We start from the raw sequence: 17,593 nt of genomic DNA, 5'->3' as shown, positions 1-17,593 counted from the left end.
GCATGGATAAGCGTCTGCTCGACATTCTGGTTTGCCCGGTGACCAAGGCACCGCTGGAATGGCACCCCGATGTACAGGAACTCTGGTGCCGCGCCTCGCGGCTCGCGTACCCGGTCCGCGACAGCATTCCGGTGATGCTCGAAGAAGAAGCGCGCCCGCTGGCCGACGAGGAGTTGAAGTGATGATCACGCCTCATCTGAAGTTCAAGGTGGTCATTCCCGGTCGACTCGGTTCGACGCGCCTGCCGGGTAAGGTCCTTCGCGACCTGCATGGACGCCCGGTGATCCAGCATGTCTGGGATGCCGCCTGCGCCAGCGGCGCCGATCAGGTGCTGATCGCGACCGACGACGAGCAGGTGGCAACGGCAGTGAGGCGGTTTGGCGGCGAGGTCCGGATGACCTCGTCGAGCCATAACTCCGGTACCGATCGCGTCAACGAGGTTGCGCGAATCGAGGGCTGGGCGGACGACGTGATCGTGGTCAATTTGCAGGGTGACGAGCCCTTGATGCCGCCGGCGCTGCTGCGTCAAGCGGCGCTGTTGCTCGCCGATGATCCGATCGCGGATCTGGCCACACTGGCGCACCCGCTGCATTCGTTGGATGAATGGCTGAACCCGAACGTGGTCAAGGTCGTCACCGATCGCCGCGGCTATGCACTGTACTTCTCGCGTGCCCCGATCCCGTGGCGCCGCGACGGCGCCACGCGCGACAAGCCCTTGTTGCCCGAGGGCCTGGCGTTCCGCCATATCGGTCTCTACGCGTATCGCGCGGGTCGCCTCGGCGAGTTCAGCTCGCTCCCGCCGGCGCCGCTCGAAGACTGCGAAGCGCTCGAGCAGCTGCGCGCGCTGGCCAATGGTCTGCGGATCAAGCTCGGTTTCACCGACTCGCCGCCGCCGCGCGGCGTCGATACCGAAGAAGACCTGGAGTTCGTCCGCGCCGCGCTCGCCCGGCGTTGAAGCCCCAATAAAAAGCCCACCCCATCGAGCGGATGGGGTGGGCTTTTTGCTGCCTGGCGTCAGGCTAGCCTTCGCGGCTCGGTTCGCGCACCGGCTCGGCGGCGTCCTGGCTCGCGTCGACCTGGATGAAGCGCGGCGTCGCCGGCTTGGCGTCGTGCTCGGTCGCGCTAGCGGCCGGCGTATCGGTCGAGACGGTCACGACGACCGGCTCGCTCGCCGGCTCAACGGCGGCGACGCGGGCTTCGGGCTGGACCTCAGCCGGCGGCGGCGTAGCGGCGGGGAAGGCTTCCGACGACATCTCCAGCGCAGACACGCTCAGCGGCTCGGCCGGGCGAACGTCCGTTGGCGCATCGAGCGTCATTTCGACCTGCGCCGGAGCGGCGGGCTCGACGACCGTATCGGCCGCCACCGGCGTCGTCTCGACCACAGGCTCAGCAGCGGGCGCAACGGCGATGGGCGATTCGGTGGCGAGTTCCTGAGCTGCGGCGACAGGCTCGTCAGCCGCGACCGTCGCGACGGTATGCGGTGCTTCGACCTGGACGCTGGTGTCCGCCAGCGGAACCGGATCGGCCGCGACCGTGGTCTCGACCGGAACCGGCGGAGCGAACGCGGCTTCCTGATTCGACTCGGCAGCCGTGGACTCCGGTACCGCATCGCCTGCCGGCACATCGACCGGATCGATCGCCGCTGCGCTTGCCGGTTCGCCGACAGGCTCGACGGCAGCATCGATCATCGGCTCGATCACCGGAAAGCGGGACTCGACTCGTGAGTAGCGGACCGCGTCGGGTGCGAAGGCTTGAGCCGCCGCGGGTGCCGCTTCCGTTGAAGCGCTGGCTCCGTCGGCATTGCCTGCATCAGCGGAGTCGACGCGGATGAACGACGGGGCTCCGCCGGCCGTCGGCGCGGCAGCGGCGTCACCGTCCCGCGACAGCGTCACAGTGACGGCCGCGATCCCGGCCGGAGTCAGTGCGGCGGCCAGGTCAGCCGGCAGCGCGTTGCGGCTGACGCCGTCTTCGGTGCCTTCCTCGGCCGGACGCCGCTCGCCACGGTTGCGGCCGCGACGACCACGACGGCTCCGGCCGCTGCGTTCTTCTTCACCGGGTGCGCCGGTGCGTGGCGCATTCTGCTGAGGGTTCTGCGAGCGCGCGGCGGACGTTGCGCTGGCTGCAGCGTCGCTGTCGCCGGCCGCGACCGCGGCCGGGCGCTGCTGCTGAGCAGGCTGTTGCTGCGGCGGGCGAGTGCCACGATCGTCACGGCGCGGCTGCTGCGTCTGCGGCTGCGAGGTGCGCGGCGTCTGGCTGCCCTGGTTGTTGCTGCGCGAGCCCTGCTGCGTGCCGGCATTGCCGCCGTCACGGCGCTGCGAATCCTGGCCGCGGCTGCCGTTGCTGCTGTCGCGACGGCCGTCTGGCGACCGGCTGCTGCCACTGCTGCTACCGCTGCGGCGGCCGTCATCACGCCGCTGCGAATGGCTGCTGCTGCCGGAGCGCGGCTGCTGCTGGCTGCGCGTGGCCGTGCTCGGTTGTACGGGTGCCGCTTTGGGCTGGCCGATGCCCAACAGCTTCAGGATGCGCGTCCACAGACTTTCGGTCTGCACGAACACCGGCTGTGCGACGGCCACCGGAGCCGGCGCGGCCGCAGGTGCGGCGGCGATCGGCATCGGCGCCGGCGCTGATGGCACGATCTGCTTGACGGCGGCTTCGACCGGACGCGCCGGCGGGCGCGGCATTGCGCTGTCTTCGAGCGCCTTGGCGTCGAGGTTGCGCGCCAGCAGATGGCTGGGCGCCGCGTTGTCTTCGAGTTGGAGATGATCGGCGCGGACGCGACGGATTTCGTAGTGCGGCGAGTGCATCGTCGCGTTCGGGATCAGCGAGATTGACACGCGGCAACGCGCTTCGATCTCGCGCACGATCGCGCGCTTTTCGTTGAGCAGGAACGTGCCGACATCGACCGGCACCTGGGCGATAACGCGGCCGGTGCGGTCCTTCATCGCTTCTTCTTCGATCAGGCGCAGGATCGACAACGACAGCGACTCCACGCTGCGGATCTGGCCACGGCCTTCGCAGCGCGGGCAGGTGATCTGCGTGTGCTCGCCGAGGCTGGGCCGCAGACGCTGACGCGACATTTCCATCAGGCCGAAACGCGACAGCCGACCGAGCTGGATGCGGGCGCGGTCGATCTCGCAGGCTTTTTCCAGCCGGCGCTCGACTTCCTTCTGGTTCTTGGTGCTGTTCATGTCGATGAAATCGATCACGACCAAGCCGCCCAAGTCGCGCAGACGGAGCTGGCGGGCGATCTCGTCGGCCGCTTCCAGGTTCGTATTCAGCGCGGTGTCTTCAATGCTGCCGCCGCCGGTGGCTTTGGCCGAGTTGATGTCGATCGCGGTCAGCGCTTCGCCGTGGTCAATGACGATCGACCCGCCCGATGGCAGGCGCACGGTGCGCTCATGCGCCAGCTCGATCTGTGATTCGATCTGATAGCGCGAGAACAGCGGCACGTCGTCGGCATACAGCTTCAGCCGCGGCAGGTTCTGCGGCATCACATGTTCCATGTGCTGACGAGCCTGCTCGTAGATCTCGGCGTTGTCGATCACCACTTCGCCGATGTCGGGGCGCAGGTAGTCGCGCAGCGCGCGCAGGATGATGTTGTTTTCCTGGTAGATCAGGAACGCGCCGTGGCGCTCGGCAGCCGCCTTCTCGATCGCGGTCCAGATCTCGATCAGATAGTCCGCGTCCCACTGCAGCTCTTCGGCCGTGCGGCCAACTCCATTGGATCGTACGATGACGCCCATCGTGTCGGGCATCTTCAGCTGTTCCAGCGCCTGCTTGGCTTCTTCGCGGTCTTCGCCTTCGGCGCGGCGCGACACGCCGCCCGCCTTGGGGTTGTTCGGCATCAGCACCAGGTAACGTCCGGCGAGGCTGACGAATGTGGTCAGCGCCGCGCCCTTGTTGCCGCGCTCTTCCTTCTCGACCTGGACGATCAGTTCCTGGCCTTCCGACAGCAGCTCGCGGATGTTGCCCGACGGCTGCTTGAAGTAGCTCTTGGCAATCTCCTTGAGCGGCAGGAAGCCGTGGCGCTCGGCGCCGTAATCAACGAAGCAGGCTTCGAGGCTCGGTTCTACCCGAGTGATCTTGCCCTTGTAGATATTGGATTTTTTCTGCTCGCGGCTGGCGAGCTCGATGTCGAGGTCAAATAGTTTTTGCCCGTCGACGATGGCCACGCGCAATTCTTCGCGCTGAGTGGCATTGATCAGGATTCTTTTCATTATGGCGGTCTTGGATTAAGCGCTCGACCGCGAGTCGGGTATTTTTCTGGCGCACGTGATTCTCCGGCGCGTTCTTTGTGCCCGTCTGTTGCGGGAGCGGTGCTGCTGACATTGGGATCTGCTACGCCGGAGGATCTTCCTTCCATGAGAGCAGGCGTGAGTGACGACAATGAATCGTGTCCGGCCGGATCGGTCGCGGCGCTGCTAGACTTGCGGCTCGCCATCGCGGCGGCCCGATCCTTCAGGTCTCGCTGGCGTCCAGTTGGTATACCGCCGCCGGTCGAGAAGCTCCGGCCAATAAAGCACGGAGTTGCAACATTTTGCCACAAGTCAAGCCGCAAGTCCGCTATGTCCGTGCCGGCGCGCATGACAGCGGTCAAAGAATCGACAATTTCCTGATCAAGCAGCTGTCCGGGGTCCCCAAGTCGCATGTCTACCGGCTGCTGAGGTCGGGGCAGGTGCGCGTCAACGGCGGCCGCGCCAAGCCCGAGCGCAAGCTGGAAGAGGGCGACGAGATCCGCATTCCGCCGGTGCGCGTCGCCGAAAAGGGCGAGCTGGTCCGTCCGCCCGACGAAGTGCTGCAGCGGCTGCGCGACAGCATCGTCCACGAGGATGCGCACTATCTGGCGCTGAACAAGCCGGCCGGCTATGCCTCGCATGGCGGCAGCGGCTTGGCGTATGGGGTGATCGAGGCCATCCGCGCCTGGGAGTCCTATGAATTCATCGAGTTATGTCATCGGCTCGATCGCGATACCAGTGGCGTCCTGCTGTTGGCCAAAAGCCGCACGGCGCTGCTTCGGGCCCAGAAGGCGTTCCAGCATGGGCTGTCCGACAAGCGCTATTTCGCCCTGTTGGTCGGCCGCTGGAAGGGGGAGGCGCGGGAAGTCGATGCGGCGCTGATCAAGACCCGGACCGACGGCGGCGAAGGCTTTGTCGAGCTCGACGAGGAAGACGGCAAGCCGTCGAAGAGTCTGTTTACGCCTCAGGCCCGGTATCAGGACGCGACGCTGTGCGAGGTCGAGATCTTCTCGGGCCGCACGCACCAGATCCGCGTCCATTCGCTGGCGCTAGGCCATCCGGTCGCTGGCGACCGCAAGTATGGCGAGCGCGAGGTCCACAAGCCGCTGCGCGAGCGCGGACTCAAACGAATGTTTCTGCATTCGCACTTCCTGCAGCTGGCGGCCGACGCCGACTTTCCCAAGCTGATCGTGTCGGCGGCGATGCCGGACGAGTTGCGCGACTTCCTCGACAAATTGCCGCCGCTGAGGCGCTAGCCGCATGAGCCGACGTTTTGATCTGTTGATTTTCGACTGGGACGGCACGCTGGCCGATTCCGCTGCCCAGATCGTGCAGTCGATGCAGAGCGCAATCGACGCGCTGAAGCTGCCGCCGCGCACCGATCACGAGATCCGGGACCTGATCGGGCTCGGCATGCACGACGTGCTGACCCGCCTGTTTCCCGAGCTGCATCAAGGCGATTTGATGGCCTTGCTGGCGCAGTACCGCGAGGCTTACCTCAGCAAGCTGCCGCCCGAGGCGCCGCTGTTTGCCGGTGCGCTCGAGGCGCTGCAGCGGCTGCATGCCGATGGCTATCGACTGGCGGTGGCGACCGGCAAATCCCGCGCGGGGCTCCGCCGGTCACTCGCGCACCACACGGACGTCCGCGACCTGCTGGTGTCGTCGCGTACCGCCGACGAGACCGCGTCCAAGCCCGATCCGCTGATGCTGCGTGAGCTGCTGGAGGAATTGGATGTGCCGGCGCAGCGTGCCTTGATGGTCGGCGACACCGAGTACGACGCCCATATGGCCGCTGCGATCGGCATGCCGATGGCCGGCGTCGTTTGTGGTGTCCACGACGACCAGCGCTTGCGCGAGGCCGGCGCCGAGGTGGTGCTGGAGTACGCGGCGCATCTGCCGGTCTGGCTGGCCCACGGTGGACGCACGGTACCCGGCTGAGTCGGGCTGCTCCTTATATAGGGCGCCTGTTTACAGGGCGCCTCTAGGGCGCTGTCATCAAGGCACTGCACGATCTCGCCCGCAGTGCCCGCCCTTGGCCAAGTTAGGGCTGCGAAGGCGCCTGCTCAGGGCACCGGCAGGCCGACTTGCTCCAGCAGTCGCCGCAGCGCAATCAGCGGCAAGCCGATCAGCGCGGTCGGGTCGCGAGTTTCAACCGACTCGAACAAGCTGATGCCGAGGCCTTCGATCTTGAAGCCGCCGGCGCAGTCGTGCGCCGGTTCGGCAGCGACGTAGCGCTGTGCCGTGGCGAGGTCGAACGTGCGGAATCGGACCACGGTCATGTCCAGACTGCTCAGTTCGAGCCCGCCGGCGGTGGTCAGCGTGATGGCGGTGGCGAAATGCGCTTCCCGGCCGCTGAGTCGAGCCAGTTGCTCGACGTTGGCTTCGGGAAGCCCGGGCTTGTGCAGGATCTCGTCATCGCAAAACGCCACTTGATCAGATCCGAGCACCCAGTGCCCAGGGCGGCGTTCGGCAACGGCCCGGGCCTTGGCCTGCGCCAGGCGCCGGGCGCGGCTTTCGGGCAATTCGCCGGGCTCTTCCACCTCGTCGACGCCGGGTGCTTCGGTGTCGAACGGCAGCCGTAGACGGCTCAGCAATTCAGCGCGGTAGCGCGACGTCGACGCCAGAATCAGGGGCGTGGACACGCTGATGACGACCGGGTTTTCAGGCCTGGGGAGAGGCGATTCCATGGTGAGGAAAGCTTTGACTTTGTGAGACCCGAACTCTATCATCCGCGGCCCTGTAGAAGCCTGCCATGTCGATTCCTCAGTACATCAAGGCGAGTCAGTCGCTGGCACGAGGCGAGCAGTACGTCGGCGACGTCGACCCGCAGCAGTTGTCTCGGGTTGCGCCCGACCTGGCAGGACCGTCGCCGGCGCTTCATGTGTCGCTGGGTTTGGTCCGCGACCGCGTCGGTAATTGGCTTCGCGGGCAGGTGCAAGGCAGCTTGAGCCTGACCTGTATTCGCTGTGAGCAGGTTTTTGCCTGGCCGCTGAATCTGGACGTTGACCTGCGGCTGGTGCGCAGCGACGCCGAGGCGCAGGAAGTATTGCAGGACGCCGACCCTTATCAGGTCGAGGACGACAGACTGCCGTTGGTGGAAGTCGTCGAAGACGAGGTGCTGCTGGCGCTGCCGATGTTGCCGCGCTGTCAGGCCTGCGAGCAGGCTGCGGCGGATGCGCCGGAGCCTGAGCCGGTGCCGGCGGTCAAGGCCGATAGGCCCAACCCGTTCGCGCAGTTGATGAAGAACGAGTCAAACGTTTTGTTGGGCCAAGAAAAGCCCCGAAGGAAGTAGTCATGGCAGTCGCAAAATCCAAGAAGTCCCGTTCCTACCGTGGTCATCGTCGTTCGCATGACGCGCTCGACAAGCCGACGCTGTCGGTCGACCCGACCTCGGGCGAGACGCATCTGCGCCACCACGTGACGGCTGACGGTTACTACCGTGGCCGCAAGGTGATCGACAAGGCCGGCCCGGAAACCACCGAGGAGTAATCCTCGCAACGGCGCACACGGCGTATCGTTCGGATTCCTGCGATGGCCGCGCCGGTGGTACTGGCGGTAGACGTCATGAGCGGCGATCACGGTCTATCAGTGACCGTGCCCGCCGCTTTGTCGTGCCTGGAGCAACACAAGAAGCTGCACATCATCCTGGTCGGCGATCAGGTGCGGATTCGCGCTGCGCTGCTCGAATCACGCTGGCAGCCCGGCAAGCGGCTGACGCTGCATCACTGCAGTGAAGTCGTGGCGATGGACGAATCCCCGTCCAAGGCGCTGCGGCACAAGAAAGACTCGTCGATGCGTGTCGCCATCGATCTGGTCAAGGAAGGGCGGGCCCACGCCGCGGTGTCAGCCGGCAATACCGGCGCGCTGATGGCCACGGCCCGGTTCGTGCTCAAGACGCTGCCGGGGATCGACCGTCCCGCGATCGTGTCGACGCTGCCGGCTGTGCTGCGGCCGGTGCATATGCTCGACTTGGGTGCCAACGCCGAGTGCACCTCCGAGCAACTCGTCCAGTTCGCGATCATGGGGTCGGCGCTGGTGACGGCGATCAACGGGACCGAGCGGCCGCGCGTCGCGCTGCTGAACATCGGTTCCGAAGAGATCAAAGGCAATGACACGATCCGCGAGGCTGCGGCGACGTTGCAGCAATCCACGCTGAACTATGTTGGTTTCGTCGAAGGCGACGGCGTATTTTTTTCCGACATTGATGTCGTCGTCTGCGACGGATTCACTGGCAACGTTGCGCTGAAAACCGGCGAGGGTGTCGCCAAGCTGATCCGCCAGTTCATGCGCGAAGAGTTCGAGCGCAACATCTTCACCAAGGCGGGCGCTGCTGCCGCGATGCCGGCGCTGAAGGCGCTGTCGCGGCGCATCGATCCGCGGCGCTACAACGGCGCCAGCTTCGTCGGCTTGCAGGGTATCGTGATCAAGTCGCACGGCAGCGCCGATGCGATGTCGTTCGGCCACGCGCTGGAAGTGGCGCTCAAGGAAGTCGAAAAAGACGTGCCGACGCGGATCAGCAAACTGCTGTCGGCGGCAGGTCTGAAAGCTGCGGGTTGAGGCTCGCTGCGTCGGTGCTGCCGACGCCTTACTTGACCAGTTGGTTCAAATCGAAGATCGGCAGCAGAATCGCCAGCACGATCACCAGCACGATGCCGCCCATGGCGAGAATCAATACCGGCTCGAAGATGCCCATCGTCGCGGCTACCAGCGTCTCGACTTCGCGCTCCTGATTCTCCGCCGCGCGGTCGAGCATCTCGTCAAGTTTGCCGGACGATTCGCCGCTGGCGATCAGATGCACCGTGATCGGTGGGAACAGCTTGCTCTCGGCCAGCGAGCGATTGAGGCTGGCGCCCTCGCGTACCTTGCGAGCTGCGGCTTCGATGGCTTCCCGCATGGGTAGGTTGGTGACCACCTGCGTGCCGATGCGCATCGCTTCCAGAATCGGCACGCCGCTGCCGAACAGGATGCCGAGCGTGCGGGTGAAGCGCCCGGTATTGGCACCGCGCGTCAGTCGTCCGATCAGCGGCAACTGCAACTGTCGCCGATGCATGTCGCGGCGGAAGGCAACGCCTTGCATCAGCCGGGTGAATACGACGCCGCCGATTCCCAGTCCCGCCAGCATGAACACGCCGTAGTCACGCAGCAGGTTACTGATCGCGATCAGGCCCTTGGTCAGACCGGGAAGCTCCTGCTTGATGTCGGCATAGACGCCGACCACCTGCGGGACGACGTAGGTCAGCAGCAACACAACGACGCTGATTGCGACGATCGTCAGGATCGCCGGATACACCGCCGCCAGCATGACTTTCTGACGCATCACCTGCCGTCGTTCGACATATTCGGCGAGGCGTTCGAGGATGTTGTCGAGCTTTCCGGACTGTTCGCCGGCTTCGACGGTGGCCCGGAACAGCGGCGGGAATGCATTCGGGAACTGGTTCAGGGCCAGTGCCAGCGTATTGCCCTCGAGCACGCCGCTGCGCACGCCCAGTGCGATGCGTTTGACCCGCTTGGATTCGCTCTGCTGCGACACGGCCGCGAGCGCCTCGTCCAGCGGCAGGCCGGAGCGCACCAGCGTCGCCAACTGCCGGGTGAACAGCGACAGCTCCGTGCTGCTGATGCTGCCGCGATTGTTGAATACCGACGACTGCTGCGCCGCCGCCTTGTCGGATACCGCTTCGACGGCCAGCACGCTCAGGCCACGGTCGCGCAACATCTGCCGCGCCTGGCGCGGGCTGTCGCCTTCGATCAGGCCGCGTTCCTGGCGACCTTTGGCGTTGAGTGCGCTGTATTCGTAGGCTGGCATCGCCGGCGCCTTATTCCTCGACCGTCACACGCAGAACTTCGCGCAGCGTGGTGTAGCCCGCGATGACTTTCTGCCGGCCCGACTGCAGGATGCCTGGGCCACGTGTGCGCGCGTAGTCCTCGAGCTGCTGCTCGCTGCAGTTGTCGTGGATCATGCTTTCCAGCTTGCGATCCATTTCGATGATTTCGTGGATGCCGCTGCGTCCGAGAAAGCCCATGTGACGGCACAGCGGGCAGCCGACCGGGCGATACAGCGTCAGCGGCTCGCTGACGTCGACTTCGAGCTGCTCCTTCTCGGTCACGCTCGCTTCGTAAGGCTCCTTGCAGTGCTTGCACAAGGTACGGACCAGTCGCTGCGCCATCAGACCGACCAGCGACGAGCTGAGCTGGTAGGGCTCCACGCCCATATCGCGCAGTCGCGTCACCGCGCCGACGGCCGTGTTGGTATGCAGCGTCGACAACACCAAGTGACCGGTCTGCGAGGCTTGCACGGCAATCTCGGCCGTTTCGAGGTCGCGGATTTCGCCGATCATCACCACGTCGGGGTCTTGGCGCAGGATCGCGCGCAAGCCGCGGGCAAAGGTCATCTCGACCTTGCTGTTGACCTGCGTTTGGCCGACGCCGTCGATGTAGTACTCGATCGGGTCTTCGACCGTCATGATGTTGCGGCTGCGGTCGTTGAGTACGCTCAACGCCGAATACAGCGTCGTGGTTTTGCCCGAGCCGGTCGGGCCGGTGACCAGCATGATGCCGTAGGGCTTGAAGATGATCCGGCGTAGCATCTCGATCTGTCCGGCATCGATGCCGAGCTGTTCGAGATCGAGCCGGTCGGCCTGCTTGTCGAGGATACGCATCACGACACGCTCGGCGTTGACGCCGGTCGGGATCGTCGACACGCGGACGTCGACTTTGCGGCCGCCGAATGCGCGGCTGATGCGTCCGTCCTGCGGCAGTCGCTTTTCGGCGATGTCGAGCTTGGCCATCACCTTGATGCGCGACACCAGCCGCGGTGCCAGCGCACGCGGTGGCGACATGATCTCGCGCAGCACGCCGTCCACGCGGAACCGGACCGTCAGCCGGTTTTCAAAGGTTTCGACGTGGATGTCGGAGGCGTTTTCCTTGATCGCCTCCACCAGCAGGCCGTTGATGAACTTGATCACCGGCGCGTCGTCGCTGGATTCCAGCAGGTCCTGGTTTTCCTGCAGCTGGTGGGCGATGGCGTTGAGGTCGGTGTCTTCCTCGTCGTTCAGGCCGTCCATCAAGCTGGCGGTGGCCGCGGTCTGGCCCTCGTAGGTGCGCGACAGCAGCGCATCGAACTCCGCGACCGTGACGTTACGCAGCCGCACCGGTCGACCGACGAAGCGTCGTGTTTCCTGCAGCGCATCAACTTGCGCACCAGGGCGCGCGGCAATGACCACGTGATCGCCAAGGTCCTCGGTGACGATCAGGCCATGGCGCTTGGCGAACGCGAACGGCGGCCGACGCAGCATCGGTTCCATCGGCGATCAGGGCTGCGGCAGCAACGGGATGGGCTGCGTCGGCGTCGGCACGTTGTCGGGCTGCGCTGCTGGCGCGCCACCGGGCAATGCACCGGGCGCCGGGCTCGCCGGTAGGCGATCACGTGAGGCGGCGTCGAAGCCGGGCATCACCGGGCGAGTGCCGCCGATCAGCGGGATCGAGCCTGCGGTTCCGGTCAGCTGCGCTTCGCGTGCTGATTCGTACTTGCGCCGGGTGTAGTAGTCGCCCTCGCCCTGGGTGCGAACAATGGCCGGACGGATGAAGACCATCAGATTGCGCTTGGTCCGCTGCACCGAGCGGAATTTGAACAGCGAGCCGAGCAGCGGAATGTCGCTGATGAACGGTACGCCGGTGCGGCTGTCGTTCAGCGAATCGTCGATCAGGCCGCCGAGCACCAGGATCTGGCCGTCCTCGACGGTGACCGTGTTGCTAAGCGTGCGCTTGTTGGTCACCAGGTCGACCGCCGAGGTGGCGTTGGCAGCCAGGCTGGAAATCTCAAGCTTCAGCTTGAGCTTGATCGTATTGCCCTGGTTGATCTGCGGCGTGATGCCGAGCGTCAGGCCCACATCCTTGCGCTCGATGGTCTGGAACGGATTGACCAGACCGTTGTTGGTGTTGGCGCCGGCATTGCTGAACGAGCCGGTCAGGAACGGGACTTCCTGGCCCACCGAAAACTCGGCTTCCTGGTTGTCGAGCGTGGTCAGCGATGGCTGCGACAGCACATTCGTATTGCCGTCGCCCTTGAGCGCCTTGAGCAGCAGCGCGAAGGTCGTGCCGCCGCTGCTGATCGCGCCGCCGCCAATGTTCAAGCCCTGACTGACCAGGCCGGCCGCTGCTTCGGCCGTGCTGCTGGCCTGGGTGGCGCCGGCGATCGCCGTCAACGTCGCCGAATTCAGGATGCCGGCGGCGGCGATGCGATTGCCGTTGTAGACGGCCCAATCGATGCCCAGCTGGCTGGTCTTGTCGGCGCTGACTTCGGCGATGATGCCGTCGACGATGACCTGCGAGCGACGCACGTCGAGCTGGGCGACGACGTCGCGGATCAGCCGCATCGTCTTGGGAGGCGCCGTGATGATCAGCGCATTGGTTTCCTTGTCGGCCAATACGCGCGCCCCGGTGGCGCTGCTGCCGCCGGCGGGCGCCGCGGCCGGGGCTGCGCCGGTCTTGCCGTCCTGACTGACCTGTTGGGCATAGCCCTCCAGGATCGGCGCCAGGTTTTCGGCGCTGCCGTAGTTCAAGTAAACAACCTGGGTCGCCCCGCCTTCACCCACCTCGATATCGAGCTGGCGGATGATGTCGAGCATCTTCTGTCGGTCGGTCTTGTCGCCGCCGACCAACACGCTGTTGGATCGCTCGTCGGCCAGCACGATGGCCGGCTTGACACTCGGGTCCTGCGACTTGTCGCCTGCGGTCAGTGCGGTCAGCGTGCGCACCACCTCGGCTGCACCGGCATTCTTCAGCTTGACGATCTCGATCTCGCGATCGCTGGATTGGTCGATCTGGCGGATCAGCTTTTCGAGGCGGACGACGTTGGCGGCGCGGTCGGAGATGATCAGCATGTTCGACGGCGCGTAGGCGGCGAGGTGACCCCACTGCGGGACCAACGGGCGCAGGATCGGAACCAGCTGTGCCGCCGATACATTCTCGATGTTGTAGACGTGGGTGACGACCTCGTCGATGGCCAGTCCGGCGCCGCCGGAGTTGAAGCCGCCACCGTCCTGCCGGGCGTTGGTTTCCGGAACGATCTTGATCGAATCGCCAGCCGGAATCGCCGCAAAGCCCTGTACCTGCAGCACTGCCAGAAAGGTTTCGTAGACGCCCGAGGCATCCATCGGGCTGGACGACACCACGGTGACCTTGCCCTTCACGCGCGGGTCGACGATGAAGTTCTTGCCGGTGACCTCGCTCACCGTCGCGATCAGCGTGCTGATGTCCGCGTCTTTCAGATTGAGCGTGACCTGCGCCCAAGCGGGCAGGGTTGCGCCCAGCGAGCCGAGCAGGAACAGCATCGCGGCGCGAAGGCGCCGCGCATGGATCAAAGGCGTCATGAGTGTGTTGCCAAGCCCCGAGAGCGAGTCGTTGTGCAAAATGGGTAAGGATCTAGTGCCGCAGTGCGGGCGCCTTGGGCGCAGTGTTGTCGGTCTGCTCCGACCGGTCAATTCAGATTGACGGTGATCGCCTGGGGCGTACCGCCGCGTTCGACCATGACCGTCAGCGAATTTGCCGAGCTGAGCTCGCCCAGCATCTGCAGCGCCCGGGCCGGATCATCGAGTCCGACGCCATTGATCGACGTCACCAAGTCGCCCGGCCGCAGCCCAGCGCCATTGAACACCGAGCGGTCGCGCCCCGGATAGATGCGGTAACCACGTTGCTGTCCGTCGATGTTGGCGGGCTGGATGCGGATGTAATCTGATGCTTTGCTCGGATCCGTCAGCAGCTTGTCGCGGATGCTGGTCAGCATTTGCGCCGTTTCGGAGGTGTTGACGGCCGGAGCCGCGCCGACCGAGGCCCCGGCGGGAAGTGGTGCGCCCGCCTTGTCCTTGTCGAGCCGTAGGGTTTCGAGCTGGCCATCGCGGGCCAGGATCACCCGGTCGGCAAAGATCGCTTGCAGATTCACACCCCGTACCACGTCGTCACCGACCGAATAGGGCTTCTCGGCACCGTCCTGGGTGCCAATCAAAGCACGCGACTGCTTGTCGCCATCGGCCGCCAAGATGCCCAGTAGCGTCAGGCTCAAGCGGGTGTCGGGCGCTTTGCCCATCTGGTCGAGTTCTTGATTGGCCGGGGCCTGGTAGTCCCCGAACAGATGCGCCGATGCCACCAATTCGGCGTTCGGGCCTTTGTCGGCTGTCGGACTATTGGCAGATCCGACGGCCGGTGGCGCCGGTTTCCAGGCAGCTGCCGGTGGCGTCGGCACCAGCAACCACATTGTGCGAGCCAGCAGCTGCGCCAACCACAGTGCCAACAGCACTTTTGCCAGTGCGGGCGCCAGTCGACCGTGGCGTTCGTAAGCCAGCGCGAGCCGGCGGGGGAGTTGTTCGGCCAAAGACGTCATAGGACATCATAACCTGCTGTTTGTTACCGACAACAGCGCCACTTGCCGGAACAAATGTGCCGCTGTGTTGCTCTGTTGTTGCGGTCGTTCAACGATATGTCCCAGGTTTGTTTCCAGCCGGCTCTGGACACGGTGTCGCAGGTATTGGAACGCGATCTATTGAATCAGGCGAGGTCGGGGCCACAATCATCCCAGATGGCTTGAGTCCAGTTGCTGCGCGGGCCCGTAAAAGGTGTCATACATCGGCGCAGGAGTACTCGGCAGTGCCGGGTTTCCAATGATGCCGGGTTGATCCGGCATCGTGTCCGTCACATCGTTCGTACCAACTCGTCTTTTGCAGGCACAGCGCTACACTAGGACCATGAGCCGCAGCAGCAACCCACAACGCGACGACCTTCGCGACCTCGCAGTCGAGGAAGCCAAGCCGCGTCTTCAGCAGCCGCCGATGTACAAGGTGGTGGTGGTCAACGACGACTTCACGCCGATGGAGTTCGTGGTCCAGGTTTTGCAGCAGTTTTTTCACCACACCCGGGAGGCGGCGGTGCAGATCATGCTCCACGTGCATACCAAGGGGCGCGGTACGGCCGGCATCTTTCCGGTCGAGATCGCCGAGACGAAGACAGCGCAGGTCAATGCCTACGCTCGCAAGCACCAGCACCCGTTGCTCACCGTCATGGAGAAAGCTTAATGCTCAGCGATGAACTCCAGAAAGCGCTGGACGCCGCCTTTCTGGCCGCTCGTGGTGAAGGTCATGAATTGCTGACGGTCGAGCATTTGTTGCTTGCCCTGCTGTCGGACACCAACGTGTCCGAAGTGCTGACCGGCGGAGGCGCCGATCTCGAGAAGCTCGAACAAGCGCTTCGCGATTACATCCGGCAGAACATCCATTCCAATCGCGACTCGGCCGATCAAATCGAGGTCCAGCCGACGCTGTCATTCCAGCGCGTGCTGCAACGCGCTATCTACCATGTGCAGGCGGCAGGCAAGAAGCAGGTCACCACGCTCAACGTGCTCGTGGCGCTGTTTGCCGAAAAAGACACGCATGCGGTCTACCTGCTGAACGAGCAGGGTGTGACGCGACTCGACGTGGTGAATTTCATCAGCCACGGCATCGCCAAGAACAACAGCCAGGCGCCGCAGCCGGCGCCCGAGGCGTCTCAGGACAACGAAGACAAGGAAGACGGCAAGGCTAACGGCAAAACGGCTTTGGAGCAGTACGCCGTTAACCTCAACGAGCGCGCCGCGCGTGGCCAGATTGATCCGCTGATCGGCCGCGAGCACGAGATCGAGCGCGTGATGCAGACGCTGTGCCGCCGGCGCAAGAACAATCCCTTGCTGGTCGGTGAAGCCGGCGTCGGCAAGACCGCCATTGCCGAAGGCTTGGCGTGGCTGATCATCGAGGATCGCGTGCCCGATCTGCTTCGCGGCAGCGTCGTATACAGCTTGGACCTCGGCAGTCTGATTGCCGGCACGAAGTATCGCGGCGACTTCGAAAAGCGCTTCAAGGCGGTCATGCAGGAGTTGACCACGCAGCCCGGTGCGATCGTGTTCATCGATGAGATTCACATGATCATTGGCGCCGGTGCGGCCAGCGGTGGTGTGATGGACGCGTCGAACCTGCTCAAGCCGCTGCTGAGCTCGGGCGAACTACGCTGCATGGGTTCGACCACGTATCAGGAGTACCGGGGCATCTTCGAGAAGGACCGCGCTTTGGCGCGTCGATTCCAAAAGATCGATGTGACCGAGCCGACGATCGACGACACGGTCAAGATTCTCGAAGGGCTGAAGCTCCGCTTCGAAGAGCACCATCACGTGCAGTTCACGCGCGGCGCACTGCGCTCGGCCGTGGAGCTGTCGGTACGTCACATCACCGACCGCCACCTGCCGGACAAGGCGATCGACGTGATCGACGAAGCCGCAGCGCGGTTGCGCCTGCTGCCCGAGTCCAAGCGTCGTAAGACCGTTCAGGTCCGCGACATCGAAGAGACCGTCGCCAAGATCGCGCGCATCCCTCCGAAGAGCGTGTCTTCCAACGACCGCGACAAGCTTGCGACGTTGGAGCGCGATCTGAAGCTGACGATTTACGGCCAGGACGCCGCCATCGAGCAGTTGGCTTCGAGCATCAAGCTGTCGCGCTCAGGCCTTGGCAATCCGGATAAGCCGATCGGCAACTTCTTGCTGGCAGGCCCCACCGGCGTCGGCAAGACCGAAGTCACCCGTCAGCTTGCGCTGCAGTTGGGAATCGAACTGATCCGTTTCGATATGTCGGAGTACATGGAGCGTCACACGGTCAGCCGCTTGATCGGTGCGCCTCCGGGCTATGTCGGGTTCGACCAGGGCGGCCTGCTGACCGAGGCGGTCATCAAGCAGCCGCATTGCGTCGTGCTGCTCGACGAAATCGAAAAGGCCCATCCGGACGTGTTCAATCTGCTGCTGCAGGTCATGGACCACGGCACGCTGACCGACAACAACGGGCGCAAGGCCGACTTCCGCAACGTGATCCTGATCATGACGACCAATGCCGGCGCCGAAGAATCGTCGCGGCGGTCGATCGGTTTGGTCGAGCACAATCACACGATCGACGCGATGGAGGTTATCCGCAAGATGTTCACGCCGGAGTTCCGCAACCGTCTGGACGCGATCATCCCGTTTGCGGCGCTGGGTCCGGCTGAAATCTCGCGGGTCGTCGACAAGTTCCTGGTGCAGCTAGAGGAGCAGCTGGCGGCCAAGGGCGTGCAGCTCGAGATCGATGAAGACGCCCGTGCCTGGCTCGGTACGCGCGGTTATGACCCCAAGATGGGCGCCCGCCCGATGGCGCGGACGATTCAGGACGCACTCAAGCGTCCGCTCGCCGAGGAACTGCTGTTCGGCAAGCTGGCACAAGGCGGCCGTGTCCATGTAACCGTCAAGAACGACAAGCTCGATTTCGAGCTGGAAGCCCGCGAGAAAGCCGCGCAACTCGAGCCGGTCTGAGTCCGCTCCG

Annotated in this window: 15 protein-coding genes; 9 read left to right on the top strand and 6 right to left on the bottom strand. The window is 64.6% G+C overall.

Going from position 1 to position 17,593, the window contains the following annotated elements; all coding sequences use genetic code 11:
• Positions 1–2 precede the first annotated feature (2 nt).
• The gene (locus tag BUB09_RS02350; protein WP_072893533.1) at positions 3–182 is read left to right on the top strand and encodes a Trm112 family protein; all 180 of its coding nucleotides are present in this window, start codon (positions 3–5) and stop codon (positions 180–182) included.
• Positions 182–955, top strand: a complete 774-nt coding sequence (gene kdsB / locus BUB09_RS02345; protein WP_072893530.1) for a 3-deoxy-manno-octulosonate cytidylyltransferase — start codon at positions 182–184, stop codon at positions 953–955. The genes BUB09_RS02350 and kdsB overlap by 1 nt, the downstream gene beginning before the upstream one ends.
• A 64-nt stretch (positions 956–1,019) precedes the next feature.
• Here kdsB and BUB09_RS02340 read toward each other — a convergent pair whose 3' ends face one another.
• Positions 1,020–4,217: an Rne/Rng family ribonuclease gene (locus BUB09_RS02340; RefSeq protein ID WP_072893528.1), complete on the bottom strand. Its 3,198-nt coding sequence runs from the start codon at positions 4,215–4,217 to the stop codon at positions 1,020–1,022.
• Between the two features lie 320 nt (positions 4,218–4,537).
• Between BUB09_RS02340 and BUB09_RS02335 the strand changes: the two genes are divergently transcribed.
• Entirely contained in the window at positions 4,538–5,491 is a 954-nt protein-coding gene (locus tag BUB09_RS02335; RefSeq protein WP_072893525.1) for an RluA family pseudouridine synthase, read from the top strand.
• Positions 5,492–5,495: 4 nt separating this feature from the next.
• Positions 5,496–6,173 (top strand): HAD family hydrolase, encoded by a 678-nt coding sequence (locus BUB09_RS02330; protein ID WP_072893522.1) that lies wholly within the window; start codon positions 5,496–5,498, stop codon positions 6,171–6,173.
• Between the two features lie 125 nt (positions 6,174–6,298).
• On the opposite strand, the gene BUB09_RS02325 is transcribed toward BUB09_RS02330, so the two are convergent.
• Positions 6,299–6,922, bottom strand: coding sequence for a Maf family protein (locus BUB09_RS02325; protein ID WP_072893519.1), 624 nt, complete (start codon positions 6,920–6,922; stop codon positions 6,299–6,301).
• 65 nt (positions 6,923–6,987) lie between these two features.
• On the opposite strand from BUB09_RS02325, the gene BUB09_RS02320 reads away from it, so the two are divergent.
• Genes BUB09_RS02320 through plsX form a run of 3 tightly spaced genes read left to right on the top strand, consistent with a single transcriptional unit; the run spans position 6,988 to position 8,792 of the window.
• Positions 6,988–7,527: a YceD family protein gene (locus tag BUB09_RS02320; RefSeq protein ID WP_072893515.1), complete on the top strand. Its 540-nt coding sequence runs from the start codon at positions 6,988–6,990 to the stop codon at positions 7,525–7,527.
• Between the two features lie 2 nt (positions 7,528–7,529).
• A complete protein-coding gene (gene rpmF / locus BUB09_RS02315) occupies positions 7,530–7,724 on the top strand; it encodes a 50S ribosomal protein L32 (protein WP_072893513.1) in 195 nt (64 codons plus the stop codon).
• Positions 7,725–7,766: 42 nt separating this feature from the next.
• The gene (gene plsX, locus BUB09_RS02310; protein ID WP_072893510.1) at positions 7,767–8,792 is read left to right on the top strand and encodes a phosphate acyltransferase PlsX; all 1,026 of its coding nucleotides are present in this window, start codon (positions 7,767–7,769) and stop codon (positions 8,790–8,792) included.
• 28 nt (positions 8,793–8,820) lie between these two features.
• On the opposite strand, the gene gspF is transcribed toward plsX, so the two are convergent.
• The 4 genes from gspF to gspC all read right to left on the bottom strand — a co-directional run bounded on the left by gspF (position 8,821) and on the right by gspC (position 14,610).
• A complete protein-coding gene (gene gspF / locus BUB09_RS02305; protein ID WP_072893507.1) occupies positions 8,821–10,038 on the bottom strand; it encodes a type II secretion system inner membrane protein GspF in 1,218 nt (405 codons plus the stop codon).
• Positions 10,039–10,048: 10 nt separating this feature from the next.
• Positions 10,049–11,536 carry a type II secretion system ATPase GspE gene (gspE, locus tag BUB09_RS02300; RefSeq protein ID WP_072893505.1) on the bottom strand — a complete coding sequence of 496 codons (1,488 nt, stop codon included), beginning with the start codon at positions 11,534–11,536 and terminating at the stop codon, positions 10,049–10,051.
• A 6-nt stretch (positions 11,537–11,542) separates the two neighbouring features.
• A complete protein-coding gene (gene gspD / locus BUB09_RS02295) occupies positions 11,543–13,603 on the bottom strand; it encodes a type II secretion system secretin GspD (protein ID WP_072893503.1) in 2,061 nt (686 codons plus the stop codon).
• 107 nt (positions 13,604–13,710) lie between these two features.
• Positions 13,711–14,610: a type II secretion system protein GspC gene (gene gspC, locus BUB09_RS02290; protein WP_072893500.1), complete on the bottom strand. Its 900-nt coding sequence runs from the start codon at positions 14,608–14,610 to the stop codon at positions 13,711–13,713.
• A 361-nt stretch (positions 14,611–14,971) separates the two neighbouring features.
• Here gspC and clpS point away from each other — a divergent pair, with 361 nt between their 5' ends.
• Both clpS and clpA read left to right on the top strand, forming a co-directional pair.
• Positions 14,972–15,298, top strand: a complete 327-nt coding sequence (gene clpS, locus BUB09_RS02285) for an ATP-dependent Clp protease adapter ClpS (RefSeq protein ID WP_072893497.1) — start codon at positions 14,972–14,974, stop codon at positions 15,296–15,298.
• Positions 15,298–17,583 (top strand): ATP-dependent Clp protease ATP-binding subunit ClpA, encoded by a 2,286-nt coding sequence (gene clpA / locus BUB09_RS02280; protein ID WP_072893494.1) that lies wholly within the window; start codon positions 15,298–15,300, stop codon positions 17,581–17,583. The genes clpS and clpA overlap by 1 nt, the downstream gene beginning before the upstream one ends.
• Positions 17,584–17,593 lie beyond the last annotated feature (10 nt).

Origin of the sequence: Hydrocarboniphaga daqingensis (assembly GCF_900129825.1) — a bacterium.
GTDB lineage: Bacteria > Pseudomonadota > Gammaproteobacteria > Nevskiales > Nevskiaceae > Hydrocarboniphaga > Hydrocarboniphaga daqingensis.
The sequence above is the reverse complement of the archived record's forward strand: the minus strand, read 5'-3'. Positions and strand labels throughout refer to the sequence as shown.